The following is a 12,060-nucleotide window of genomic DNA, read 5'->3' as shown; positions in this document are numbered from 1 at the left end:
CTCAGTACAACTAAGAAGCCCTCCAATACTGCTCGGTTAAGGATTTTTAACTCGGAATTGGGTTTTGGGAAAAGGTTAAAGGTTTTTTCTTTCCCCTTACCCCTTCCCCTTATCCCCAGAGGGGGCCCCACCTTCCTCTTTTCCCCTTAACCGACAAGTATTGAGAAGCCCTCTTTCCTGTTGCCTATTGCCTATTGCCTATTGCCTGTCTACGCAAATTCGTTCAGAAATCAAATCGGATTCCTATATTAATTACTACTTAAAACTTAACTAAATATAACTTTATAATATATTTTGCGGAATTTTGATATGTTCTTGTGTATCAAACTTTATTGGCTTATATCGTGTTCCTCTAATATTAACTGTTATTGAGGGAAGTAAAACAACTTGTAGATTGATGACTTTCACTCTCGTTTAATTTAAAGCTGGGTGCAAGATATAAGCCAATATGAATAATTAACTCTTTGTATATTTACAGAAATTTGTCATGAAGAAAAAACAACAGGTTTTTAACGGTATTTTATTGTGGGTGGGACTGGCATTCCTGGGTTTAATGCTACAAAACTTCTACAACGTATTGCAATATATTTTCTTTCTTCGAGTACCTATAATTGTTGGCTTATTGTTATTGTTATTGCCAACAATTTCAGTTAATACTGGTTTATCAGCGATGCTAAAAAACTTGTTTATACTTCGTGCTAATAATCAATTGGTTTTAGTGATTGGAGGTGCAGTTTTAGCAGGACTAGCTACGATAGAAGTTTTCGATATCATTTTGTATAATTCCCATCTTCGTTTTGATGTACCTCAGCACCAAGGAATTCCAGAATTTCTCCAATATTTAATCGCTATTGTTTTAAGTCTTCCTATTGCCATAAAGGCAACTCAGCTTTCCAAGAAAGAAATAAAAGAAGGAGATCATGGCTGGGAAGGCTGGGGAATTATATTTGGCGTTGTTGCAGGAGCTTTCCTGATAATAACAACTCACTTTGCCAAGATATTTTTTAAATTCAATCAACTTTTAGAACAGGTATTGTTGAAAATAATTTCTTTTTTACCAGGAAGAATACAAAGAGGTTATATCGATGAAAGTGGTGATCTATCTTATGGGATTGCTGAGATAGTAGTATTTTCTATCTTTCTCTTAATTCTTTATGGGTTAGGTTATTTTATTTTTAAACCTCGCCCAATTAATAATAGATTTGAAGTTCCTGCTCTTTTCTATATTACTCTTATTTTATCAATCATGGTAGTGTGGATAGGAGGAATTTCTTTTTTTAATGATGTATCTCGCGTTCCCACATTACTATTATTTTTAGTCATTTCATCTGCTTCTTATACTATTTTTAAAGTAGATCATTTTTACAAAATGTTCTTAAACAAAATCTGGTTAAAACCGACAGAAGAAAAGTGGATTAATGTTATCTGTCAACGACTGAATAATCAACAAAGTGAAGATAAAACTTTAGTGGTGGTTTGTGCAAGTGGTGGAGGTATTCAAGCATCTGGATGGACAACTAAAGTTTTGACTGGTTTACAAGAAGAACTTGGATCTGAATTTACCAAAGCTATTGGTTGGATAAGCTCGGTTTCTGGTGGTTCTGTCGGAACAATGTTTTATTTGGATAGATTTGGAGAGCAAGGTTATCCAGAAGACAATCAATTAAAACAGATTTTTAAAAGTGCTACAGAAGATAGTTTAGACGCTACAGGTTGGGGATTAGCTTATCCAGATTTACTTCGTTTCATTGGTTTACCTTTTGTTGTACCAAAAGCGCAAGAGCATAGTACTGCAACTGAGCAAGACCGTGGTACAGCTATCGAAATAGATTGGAAAGGGGAAATGAAAAATCCCAATGCAACTTTAGGTAGTTGGAGCGATAAAATAGACCAAGGAATTATTCCTATTCCTATTTTTAATGCGACTTTAGTTGAAGATGGACGGCGTTTTCTAGTTAGTCCAATGACTTTTAGTAAGCACGAGGATTGCAAGTCTATAGACTTTAATACTCTCTATCCAGAATATGATATTGATGTGACAACAGCCGCTAGATTATCTGCTACTTTCCCTTATATATCTCCTGTGTGTCGTCCTAGTCAAGAAACTAAATGGAATTATCATATAGGTGATGGTGGTTATTTCGACAATTTTGGTATTGGTACTAGCGTAGACCTACTTGATAATCTACTAGAATCTGAGCGATGTAACCAAATAAAAAAGGTTATTTTAATCCAAATAAATGCTTTTCCTGATAATGAAAATGTCCAAGAAGAAAAAGGCGCTCCCGGATGGCAGATGGAAGTCATTGGTTCATTGCTTGCTTTATTAAATGTTCGTAGTTCTACGCAGAACGAAGGTAACGCATTAAATATCAAACTCTTGACAGACAAGTATAAATGTGGATACAAGCATGATGAGCAGGAAAAATTGCAGCAATTTTTGAAAGACAAATCTTGTCAGAAAGGAGTAGAAATTATGCATATTCCCATTAAATTCCCTAGTGATACAACTAATCCTCCACTTTCTTGGCAGTTAACCCAAGAACAAAAAAAAGCTATTCAAAATGCATGGGAAGACTGGAAAGAAACTAACTCGGATGTTATCGTTAAACTCAAAAACATATTCTCAGATTGATGAATATCTAGTCAGAAATGATTTAGGATTTCTGTGACAATCCTAATATCCCCGACTTCTCAAACAAGTCGGGGAATATCATGTTAATCAAGCTGGATAAAAAATGCTCGTAGTAATATAAGGACTTTAGTCCTGGCTTTGGGGACTGAAGTCCCCACTACAAGCAGTTTATTATGGGTGATTTGACAGACATCACATAATTCATGATTGCTATAGCAAACTATAGGAATCCGCTTTGATTTGCAACAGGCAACAGGCAACAGGAAAGAAGGCTTCTTAGTTGTACTGAGTTTTTTCAGAAATCAAATATTAGTCCTATAGTTTATTTTGCACAATTTGATGATTCTCTTAGAGGCATGAATTGCCTCTAAGAGAACGGGGGTAAGTTATTCGGGTCAATACCTTGAGATTGCAAATAAGCAATCAGTCGTTCTTTTTGTTGACGTTCTTGTTTAGCGCGTTGACGTTCTTGTTCAGCACGTTGACGTTCTTGTTCAATCTGTTCTACAGCCCACGGTAACAAATTACCATCTCGATCCCACCAGCGTAACCAATAGCCAGTTCGTCCTTCTTTTGTTCCTTGCCAAGTTCCTAAAAATAAGCCCATTACATCAATCCAATGACGACCATTTTCGTCAGGTTGCTTTAACTCATAGCGCTTATTTTCCAGTTGATAATATTCTAATAAACCGCCATAAGGTTCAAAAATTATGTAGATGGGAATCTGTAAAATTTGCTCGTAGAAAAACCATTTTCCTGGTGGATAGGTTCGCTTTACCGAATATTCTCCACCCTCAGTATCAGATAGAAATTCGATAGCGATCGCAGGGATATCTCCTTCTAAGTTGGGTGTATAACTTTTGCGATTACCCACAACTTCATTAACCAACGGCACATAAACCCAGTCTGGTGCTTTGGCAATAAATTGCCCGTTGACTGTCGCACAAAGACCAAAGTTTGAAGCTATCAACATCTGCGGTTGGATGAATCCACTGATTTCTAGGCTTTCACGCAAAGCACCAGCCAAAAGTGGCTGACCGGTATTCTCCACTGGTTCATCCTCTAGTTGAAAATCTTTGGGTAAGGCTTCCCAAGTGATTACCAGTTCTGTTGGTGATTTGGCTTGGCTTAGTTGGGTTGCCATAAATACAGCATGAATTTATTTTCGATCTTCACGTATCTACTATAAATTAAAATAAATCTGAATATATCAAAATATTAAGAAAATCCAGATAAAAATTTTGTTTTGTTAACAAAAACAATGCAGTTGAATCGAAGTAATTTACTCAAGATTCTGATCCAGTCAGAGCCAGGAAAGCCAGCAATATCTAACGGCTTACGAGCGGCTTTAGCGTTAGGGGTTCCCATGCTAATTGGGCAACTCATCAACCAAAGGGAAAGCGGATTATTTGTCGGTTTAATGGCTTATTTTGTCAACTTTGCGAATGTTGGTGGCCCTTACCAGATCAAAGCTAAGGCGATGGCGGCGGCTACTTTGGGAATGGCTGTTTCAGTATTTGTGGGTACTATAGTCGCTAGAGTTCCAGCGCTAGCTGTGGTGCTGACATTTCTCTGGGGACTTGCTTCCGGTTTTGCGTCGCTGTACGGTAATGCTGGTGCAAATGTCGGACTGGTGCTAGGGATATCATTTGTTACCACGATCGCACAATCAGGAAACTTGGAAACTGCACTCATGCGATCGCTGCTATGTCTAATTGCAGGTGGATGGGCGATGCTACTTTCTTTGGTAATGTGGCCCTTTAGACCTTATGATCCACTACGGTTAGCTTTGGCTAATTCCTTAAATGCGTTAGCTAACTACATTCAGGCATTTATAGGTAAAGTAGCAACATCTGAAAAGATTCTCGAAATTAGACAGGCATTAGAGACAGCACGGACTACTTTAGGTACTGTCAGAATTGGACAGCCAGCGCGGAGTTGGATGGATGAGCAATTGTTAGTGCTAATTCAGGATGGCGATCGCTTACTTGGTTCAGTTATCGCCTTAACCGAATTACTTGAAACTCACTTCCAACAACATCAATATCAAGCAGTCCAGCAATTAGTAGACGATGCACTCGAACAAATATCAGTCATTCTCCAAGCCATAGCAAAAGTCATCTCTGGCAAATCTGCCAGCATCGATCTCGGAAATCTCAAGCGTATCTGTGAGGCACTGAAGGAACAAGAAAGTCTGCAAAGAAAAGCAATTGCTGGGAGTGAGACAGACTACACAACTCTCGTTGCTTTCACTAACCTAGTGCTGATGATCGAAAAGCTGATCAAGCAATTGCAATACACGGCTCAGACAGCGAAATCTCTGGCAGATCACAGCAAAAAGAATCGCCGAGATGTAGATAGACTTCTGTTAGTTGAAGACGAACAGCGATCGCTCTTAAGTTTACTCCAAGAAAACTTCACCTTCGACTCAGCAATCTTTCGCCATGCTCTCCGCATAGCTGTGAGTCTAACTGTAGGCGTAATTCTATACAGCATTACCAATTTACCAATGGGGTATTGGGTGACACTGACAATCATGCTAGTCCTCAAACCGAACTTGGGTGCAACTTTTCAGCGGTTTTTCCAGCGAGTTGGCGGGACAATCTTGGGAGCTGTATTAGCCGCTGTTATAGTTGCAACTATCACCAGTAAGCCTGTATTGGACATCATCATTTTGCTGACAGTCTTTTTTGGCATTTCCCTAATCACTGTCAACTATGCCTATTCAGTGGTTTTTTTGTCAATATTTGTCTTACTAATTATTGACATTGGTCATCCCATTGGTTGGGAATTTGCTGGTTTTCGCGTATTGAATACATTAATTGGGGCGGGACTAGCTTTTGCGAGTCATTATTTTATATTGCCAAATCGAGAACGCGATCGCTTACCCAGTCAACTCGCCACTGCACTACGAGAATGTCACAACTACTTTCGGGATGTGATGGCTGTTTATCAGGGGACAAAAGAGCCTGACTCTACAATTATCAGTCAACGGCGACAAACTGGACTGGCAATCGGCAATGCTCAAGCCTCCTTCCAAGGATTGCTACGCGAACCCCAAATGCACAAAGAATTAGTAGAACCAGTAATGACACTGCTGGTGTACATGGGGCGTTTTACTAACGCTGTGACAGTTTTGGCAGTACATCTCGAACATTTTCGAGGAACAGTGCCACTCCCAGAATTAGAAACCTTTGTCCGCCAAATTTCGCTACTGTTAGAGCAGTTAGCTGATTCAGTACAGCAGGAAATTACCCCACCGCCTTTACCTGACTTAGAAGCAACGCTGCGAAAAATCCAACCGCACCTGCAAGCACTGCGTACAGCCCGGATACAAGAGCTAGATGTCAATCAAGGACATACACCTATCCGTCAGGCAGTCATTGATTACAGCATATTAGATTTAGAGATTGACCAGATTGTTCGGCGGTTGACTGCTATGCACTCAGCGATGGTACGGTTAAACTCAATTAATTGAAGGAGGCAGGAGGCAGGAGGCAGGAGGCAGGAGGCAGGAGGCAGAAGGCTATATCTGTAAAATTAAGCAAGAGCGATTGACTAATGACTAATAACTAAATCGGCGGGCGGTATAAGTAGCTTGGTAAAGAATTACGAATTATTTAACTTGGCTCATTTAAATAGGATAAATAGGTATTTGCCCAAATTGCAGCTTGAGTGCGATCGCGCAAATTTAACCTGTTTAAAATATTCGTAACATGATTTTTTACCGTACCCTCAGAAATGTAGAGTTCCTGAGCAATTTCTCGGTTACTAGCACCTGTAGCAATTAGTCGCAAAACCTCTTTTTCTCTAGGGGTAAGTTCAGTTAAACTAGATGGTACTGGCGGTGACTGCGTTGGTGTACCATTAGAAAACTGAGTCAACAGCTTTTTAACTATACCTGGGCCTAATTGAGTATATCCTTTGTGAACTGCACGAATCGCAACAGCTAATTCCTCAGAGGGTGTATCTTTCAATAAATAACCCATTGCCCCATTTTGCAATGCAGCTGATACATATTCATCATCATCAAAAGTCGTCAGTACTAAAATCTTAGTTTTGACAAAACGTTTTTGAATCTCTCGCGTGGCTGCAACTCCATCCATAATCGGCATTCTGATATCCAGTAATATTACATCTGGCTGAAATTCTGCAACCAAATTAATCGCCTGTTCACCATTTTCTGCTTCTCCTACTATCTCTAAATCTGGTTCTAGTTCCAATAAAGCTCTTAATCCTTGACGAATTAAACTTTGGTCATCTACCAGCAACACTTTAATCATCATTTCAACCTCGTTAAGGGAATATCAACTGTAATTTTGCAACCAGAACCAAGAGCGCTATTAATATTAAACTCACCTCCAATTGCTAAAGTGCGATCGCGCATACTATGAAGCCCAAAACCAGTAGTATTTTGCCTGACATCAAAACCTCTACCATTATCCTCAATTGTCAATCGTAAATTACCTCTTGTCGTAGTGAGTTCCAATTTAACCTCAGTCGCATAAGCATATTTAGATATATTTGTAAAAGATTCTTGAGTAATCCGATAAATAGCGGTATTGATTTCAGGCGGTAGAGAATATTCAATATTTATTTGATAAATTGGTAAAATGCCATTAGAGCGATGAAAATTTTCTGAAAGACTAGCGATTGCACGCTCTAAAGACTGTTCCTGTAAAGGATTAGAACGCATAGTAGAAACAGATTGACGGACATCATTTAGCGCTTTTGAGCCTAATTCCTTCGCTGTTGCTAGAAATGTTTCAGCCTTCCCTGGGTTAGATTGCCACAATTTTAAAGCAGTTTCTAATTGTAGATTTAAAGCAGTCAGAGAATGTCCTAATGAATCATGAATTTCACGAGCAATACGGTTACGTTCTTCTAAGGTAGCTTGATTTTCAATTCGTAGGGCATATTGACGGAGTTTTTCGTTAGCGATCGCTAGCTTTTCTCGACTGTGCCGTTCAGATAACACTGCATTCATCATCAACAACACAAAAACTAAACTCAAGCCAAATACCAGCGACCAATTCAAGCTCAGAAATCGAAAGCGTTCTTGCGCCTGTGGTGATGCTTGAAAATTGAATAGCTGATATTTGAGTTGTGTAGTAACTAGGAATAATGTAAATGATAAAGCTGTAATGAGTAAACGCCCAGGCAGTTGAAAAATTAGACAACTACGAGTAACTAAAATTATGTAGAGAAAGGGAAAAAGGCGTGCAAATCTCTCGCCAAAAAGCCCTATCATTAAAATCAATAAAATTTCAACTACTGTGTAAATTATCTTAGCTGTCTGGCTATTTCTGGGTAATTTTAAGCCCATTAATGCAAAAGCAATCAAACTATAAATTGACAGTTCTGGCAATATGCCACAAACAGACAAGTCTGGAAATACACCACAAATTGATAGTTCTTGAAGTCTAGGACGAGAACGCCGTAATGGAGGTGGTATAACTGCTATCAAAGCAGTAATCGCCAATAGTGTCCACTCTAGATAAAGCAGAGATGGAAAAGGGTGTTTTTTAATTTGAATCGGAGGACTCATCAATCGCGTTGCTCCAGTTATAAGTTATAAGTTAGGAGTTATAAGTTAGGAGTTAGGAGTTAGGAGTTAGGAGTTATAAGTTATAAGTTATAAGTTAGGAGTTCTGAAGAGTTGAGCAGCATTGGAACCAACTTTAGCTTTTCGCAGAATGAGTAATTAAGAGTAATTGCCAGATGAAACCCATTAATTAATAAGCTAAATAATGACTTAATAAATTGATCATAATCAAAATCTTCATTATTTCTAACTCCTAATTCCTAACTCCTAACTCCTAACTATTTATTGTCAATCATCTTTGTCAAAATTCAATCATGACTAAAGTCACGGGTAGATCCATGACTTTCTCCTCATGTAACTACTGAAGATAAATTCTTATGATGGTGGCATCCAACCAGGAAAAACCCACAAGAAAAGTAATGAAACTCAAAGCATTATCGCTAGTCGCTGGAGCGATCGCTCTAACTTTAACTGCAACCTCATTTGCTGTTAACGCCCAAACAGCCTCTCCTTTATCCCTGCAACTCGCACAAACTCCACAAAAACAAAGGGGCCCTTGGAAAGAATTGGGTCTAACAGATGCCCAAAAAACCCAAATCCAGGCAATTCGCCGCGATAGCCGCGCCAAATTTGAAGCAGTTTTGACCCCAGAACAAAAGGCAAAATTAGAGGCGGCGAAACAAGCGCGTCAGGCTCAACGCCAAGCAGGTCAAGGTCAACGCCAACCCGGCCAACGTCGAGGAAAGGGTGGTTTTGCTGAATTAAATCTGACTGAAGCACAGAAAACCCAAATGCGACAAATCCGCGAGTCTGAAAAACAACAGATTCAAGCAGTCTTCACCCCAGAACAGCGCCAAAAACTAGAGCAATTCCGTCAAAACGCTCCTTCCCGCCGTCAACAAGGCAATCCCCAATAATCATCTTTCAAAAATAGTTAATAATTCTGGGGTGGGCAGTGCAGTCCATCTCATACCAAACAAAAATTTACCTGGGATAGACTCTGGCAAGCATACTAACGAAGTTGTCACTCTCCCAGGCACTTGGAAACCAAAATTACTTTGGCACTTGCCCTTGACTGATGTCCAGGTATTGTTTTCCATAGTTAAAAATTATTAAAAGACTTCTTGCAGAAGATGGGAAAGGGGATGAAGTTTTTCTCCTTTCCCTTTCCCTATTTATTCCCCTGACGTTTCACGTCATCTGGAAAACCTAACCCCCCATGCCCAATTTAGCTAAACCAGCAAGAAGCCTCTCACTTACCGCGAAGTGGAAGTAATGAGATGAATTACGCGTGAGTTGACGACAGTCCTCCGACTAATTGTCACTAGACTTTCAAGATAGTTTTGAGTTATGAGTTAATTCAAAACTAGCTTGATTAAAATGTCTAAAGAATTCGCAATTGGTAGTAAAGTCCGTGTTGTGGCACTACCAGCCTACGTCAAAACTGCTGAACCGATGCCCATGCTGCGCCCACCTAATGTAATTCACATTGGCGAAGAGGGTATAGTCATTGACCGCAGACCGGGTGGATATTGGGGTATTCGCTTTACTAGGGGAGCCTTTCTTCTAGATAGTCAATACATCGAAAGCACAGATAGCCCTCCCGAATCTCACTTAGAATAAGATTTCTCGCAACCAACAATTGTAAACTTGTGTAAAGTTGTGATTTTGGTTTGCACCATGATTTCCCGCCGCACTTTTTTAAGCATATTATTTGCCAGCTGTATTTCTCTCATCAGCTGGCTGAATTTTACCCCTGCTGCTGATGCTATGGGTGGTAAACTTCCGGCAATTAATCAACCTGCACCAGAGTTTACTTTGCCAACTAATACAGGTGATGGCAAAATATCCCTCTCTGATTTACGCGGTAAGTGGCTAGTCCTGTACTTTTATCCTAAAGACTTCACCTCTGGTTGTACTATAGAGGCTCGTCGTTTTCAGCAAGACTTACCCCAATACCTCGAAAAAAATACCCAAATTATTGGTGTAAGTGCTGATGACATTGATTCTCACGCCCAATTTTGTGATTCAGAGGGACTAAAATTTCCCCTGTTGGCTGACACTGATGGTTCAGTGAGTAAAGCTTACGGTTCGTGGCTTGGCTTTTTATCTATGCGCCACAGTTTTATCATCGATCCTCAAGGTGTCTTGCGCGAGACTTTTGTCAAAGTCAACCCAACCATTCACAGTTCAGAAGTGCTGGCACGACTAGAAAAATTACAATCCGCAGCTTCTTAGACCTAAATTAACAAGACTTGGGACTGAAGCCCGAATCGGTACTAAGTTAAGATGTAGTCCTCCTAGCTGCCGCCTCCAGTGGTTTAACCAGAGGCAAAGCCTCTCAGAATTCCCAGCCTGGAGGCTGGGAACGAGGCCATAAAAGCTTTTGGGCTTTTCTTAGTATGGCTGCCAAATTTAAAGCGTCAATCTAAAGCCCCCGAATGTCGCATCTACAATGCTATTACCGAGAAGTTTAACTTCAAGTCCTCCCATAACTGCGGTTATATCTGCCTCAGATAGTTCCCATTGTTCAACTTGATTTTTAGGTTGCAAGTTAGTAATTTTAATCCTAGACATACTTTTTCCCTGATATTTTTGAAAGTCTAGGAAAATTTTCGTCTGATTACTTGCCAATCTCATCAACCAAAAGTTATAAAGCTCAGTGTTTACAAGCCTTTTAAACAGACATTAATCTCATTAATCTCATTTTTTATTCCTTTAACGCACAATAAACCCATATTTTTTGAGTACATTTTTAGCTGGATTATCAGATAGAAACTGGACAAATTCCTTGGCAGCAGAAGCATTTTTGCTACTTTTAATTATTGCTACCGGATAGACAATTGGTGAGTGAAACTTATCATCCGCAGCGACTACTACTTTTACCTTGTTGGAAATTCTGGCATCAGTAGCATAAACTAAACCCGCTTCGGCGTTACCACTTTCTACAGCTGCTAAAACTTGACGCACATTGTTAGCAAAGACCAATTTTGACTTAACCCGATCGTAAAGGTTCAATTTCTTTAAGACTTGCTCCCCATATTGACCGGCGGGCACACTTCTAGGTTCACCGATCGCAATTTTTCTAATCTTACTATCTGTTAAATTGTAGAAGCTACTAATGCCAACAACATCCTGAGCCACAATCAAGACTAGACGGTTATTTGCCAGGTTAGTACGGCTACCTGGTAACAGCAGTCCTTTTTCTTCCAAAGCATCCACTTGTCTTTTAGCAGCAGAAATAAAAATATCCGCTGGCGCACCTTGCTCAATTTGTTGCTGCAAGGCACCAGAAGCCCCAAAGTTATAAGTAATATTGATATTTGATTTACTTTGTTGGTACAAAGGCTTAATTTCTTCTAGTGCATCTTTTAAACTGGCGGCTGCGGACACAAGTATGCTGGTGTTCGACTGTGCTATTACAGGAGAAGGAGTAACTAACGGTAAACCAATAGCTAGCAGCAAGCCAGCAACCGCTACACCCAGAAAGCCAAAAATTTGTCTTCTTTTCATGAAAAAGGCGTTTAAGAAGTTTCTTCCATAAAATTCATTCTAGGTAAAATAGTACCAGACGTACCAACTTTTAACCAACTATATCGGTAAATTTATACCTAGAAAACAACAAGGGTGAATCACATTCCAAATCTCAGAATAGGTAAACCGGGCTACGAAATCTTGTCGTAGCACTCTGTAGCTTATGAAAGCGCTGGTACTGCTTCCAACTTCTCGGCTTTGTTCTTCCAGATAGTTGGTAATTCGCTGTTGAACTTTGACTGGATCATCGTGCAAAGGACGCGATCGCATCTGGACATAATTGCACTGTAAAACGATAAACTTACCGTAGTATTGAATTATCGTATTTTAAACTACTGGATTTTCC

Annotated in this window: 12 protein-coding genes; 5 read left to right on the top strand and 7 right to left on the bottom strand. The window is 39.7% G+C overall.

The window, feature by feature from the left end:
- Nucleotides 1–487: 487 nt before the first annotated feature.
- Nucleotides 488–2,635 (top strand): hypothetical protein, encoded by a 2,148-nt coding sequence (locus tag RRG12_RS35900; RefSeq protein WP_420762511.1) that lies wholly within the window; start codon nt 488–490, stop codon nt 2,633–2,635.
- A 367-nt stretch (nt 2,636–3,002) separates the two neighbouring features.
- On the opposite strand, the gene RRG12_RS35895 is transcribed toward RRG12_RS35900, so the two are convergent.
- Nucleotides 3,003–3,779, bottom strand: coding sequence for a Uma2 family endonuclease (locus tag RRG12_RS35895; protein ID WP_420762510.1), 777 nt, complete (start codon nt 3,777–3,779; stop codon nt 3,003–3,005).
- A 117-nt stretch (nt 3,780–3,896) separates the two neighbouring features.
- Between RRG12_RS35895 and RRG12_RS35890 the strand changes: the two genes are divergently transcribed.
- Nucleotides 3,897–6,113 carry an FUSC family protein gene (locus RRG12_RS35890; RefSeq protein ID WP_420762509.1) on the top strand — a complete coding sequence of 739 codons (2,217 nt, stop codon included), beginning with the start codon at nt 3,897–3,899 and terminating at the stop codon, nt 6,111–6,113.
- 142 nt (nt 6,114–6,255) lie between these two features.
- On the opposite strand, the gene RRG12_RS35885 is transcribed toward RRG12_RS35890, so the two are convergent.
- Nucleotides 6,256–6,918 carry a response regulator gene (locus tag RRG12_RS35885; protein WP_420762512.1) on the bottom strand — a complete coding sequence of 221 codons (663 nt, stop codon included), beginning with the start codon at nt 6,916–6,918 and terminating at the stop codon, nt 6,256–6,258.
- Nucleotides 6,918–8,183, bottom strand: a complete 1,266-nt coding sequence (locus tag RRG12_RS35880) for a sensor histidine kinase (RefSeq protein ID WP_420762508.1) — start codon at nt 8,181–8,183, stop codon at nt 6,918–6,920. Before RRG12_RS35880 ends, RRG12_RS35885 begins: the two co-directional genes overlap by 1 nt.
- A gap of 416 nt (nt 8,184–8,599) precedes the next feature.
- Here RRG12_RS35880 and RRG12_RS35875 point away from each other — a divergent pair, with 416 nt between their 5' ends.
- Entirely contained in the window at nt 8,600–9,097 is a 498-nt protein-coding gene (locus RRG12_RS35875; protein WP_420762507.1) for a Spy/CpxP family protein refolding chaperone, read from the top strand.
- Here RRG12_RS35875 and RRG12_RS35870 read toward each other — a convergent pair whose 3' ends face one another.
- Nucleotides 9,098–9,280: a hypothetical protein gene (locus RRG12_RS35870; RefSeq protein WP_069073654.1), complete on the bottom strand. Its 183-nt coding sequence runs from the start codon at nt 9,278–9,280 to the stop codon at nt 9,098–9,100.
- Between the two features lie 280 nt (nt 9,281–9,560).
- Here RRG12_RS35870 and sipA point away from each other — a divergent pair, with 280 nt between their 5' ends.
- Both sipA and RRG12_RS35860 read left to right on the top strand, forming a co-directional pair.
- Nucleotides 9,561–9,803: a regulatory protein SipA gene (gene sipA, locus RRG12_RS35865; RefSeq protein WP_069073653.1), complete on the top strand. Its 243-nt coding sequence runs from the start codon at nt 9,561–9,563 to the stop codon at nt 9,801–9,803.
- Between the two features lie 57 nt (nt 9,804–9,860).
- A complete protein-coding gene (locus RRG12_RS35860; RefSeq protein ID WP_069073652.1) occupies nt 9,861–10,418 on the top strand; it encodes a peroxiredoxin in 558 nt (185 codons plus the stop codon).
- A gap of 177 nt (nt 10,419–10,595) precedes the next feature.
- Here RRG12_RS35860 and RRG12_RS35855 read toward each other — a convergent pair whose 3' ends face one another.
- From RRG12_RS35855 to RRG12_RS35845, 3 genes are all read right to left on the bottom strand, one after another.
- Nucleotides 10,596–10,757 carry a hypothetical protein gene (locus tag RRG12_RS35855; RefSeq protein ID WP_176727163.1) on the bottom strand — a complete coding sequence of 54 codons (162 nt, stop codon included), beginning with the start codon at nt 10,755–10,757 and terminating at the stop codon, nt 10,596–10,598.
- Between the two features lie 141 nt (nt 10,758–10,898).
- On the bottom strand, nt 10,899–11,693 hold the full coding sequence (modA, locus tag RRG12_RS35850) for a molybdate ABC transporter substrate-binding protein (RefSeq protein ID WP_420762506.1): 795 nt from the start codon (nt 11,691–11,693) through the stop codon (nt 10,899–10,901).
- Nucleotides 11,694–11,771: 78 nt separating this feature from the next.
- Complete coding sequence (locus tag RRG12_RS35845) at nt 11,772–11,984, bottom strand: hypothetical protein (RefSeq protein WP_420762505.1); 213 nt, start codon at nt 11,982–11,984, stop codon at nt 11,772–11,774.
- Nucleotides 11,985–12,060 lie beyond the last annotated feature (76 nt).

The organism is Nostoc sp. CALU 546 (genome assembly GCF_048836525.1).
Note: the sequence above shows the minus strand (reverse complement) of the source record. Positions and strands in the feature narration are given on the sequence as shown.

Bases quoted from the DNA above. Each gene is read 5' to 3' on its own strand.
- RRG12_RS35900 (WP_420762511.1), top strand. From the start codon at position 488: ATGAAGAAAAAACAACAGGTTTTTAACGGTATTTTATTGTGGGTGGGA.
- RRG12_RS35895 (WP_420762510.1), bottom strand. From the start codon at position 3,779: ATGGCAACCCAACTAAGCCAAGCCAAATCACCAACAGAACTGGTAATC.
- RRG12_RS35890 (WP_420762509.1), top strand. From the start codon at position 3,897: ATGCAGTTGAATCGAAGTAATTTACTCAAGATTCTGATCCAGTCAGAG.
- RRG12_RS35885 (WP_420762512.1), bottom strand. From the start codon at position 6,918: ATGATTAAAGTGTTGCTGGTAGATGACCAAAGTTTAATTCGTCAAGGA.
- RRG12_RS35880 (WP_420762508.1), bottom strand. From the start codon at position 8,183: ATGAGTCCTCCGATTCAAATTAAAAAACACCCTTTTCCATCTCTGCTT.
- RRG12_RS35875 (WP_420762507.1), top strand. From the start codon at position 8,600: ATGAAACTCAAAGCATTATCGCTAGTCGCTGGAGCGATCGCTCTAACT.
- RRG12_RS35870 (WP_069073654.1), bottom strand. From the start codon at position 9,280: ATGGAAAACAATACCTGGACATCAGTCAAGGGCAAGTGCCAAAGTAAT.
- sipA (WP_069073653.1), top strand. From the start codon at position 9,561: ATGTCTAAAGAATTCGCAATTGGTAGTAAAGTCCGTGTTGTGGCACTA.
- RRG12_RS35860 (WP_069073652.1), top strand. From the start codon at position 9,861: ATGATTTCCCGCCGCACTTTTTTAAGCATATTATTTGCCAGCTGTATT.
- RRG12_RS35855 (WP_176727163.1), bottom strand. From the start codon at position 10,757: ATGTCTAGGATTAAAATTACTAACTTGCAACCTAAAAATCAAGTTGAA.
- modA (WP_420762506.1), bottom strand. From the start codon at position 11,693: ATGAAAAGAAGACAAATTTTTGGCTTTCTGGGTGTAGCGGTTGCTGGC.
- RRG12_RS35845 (WP_420762505.1), bottom strand. From the start codon at position 11,984: ATGCGATCGCGTCCTTTGCACGATGATCCAGTCAAAGTTCAACAGCGA.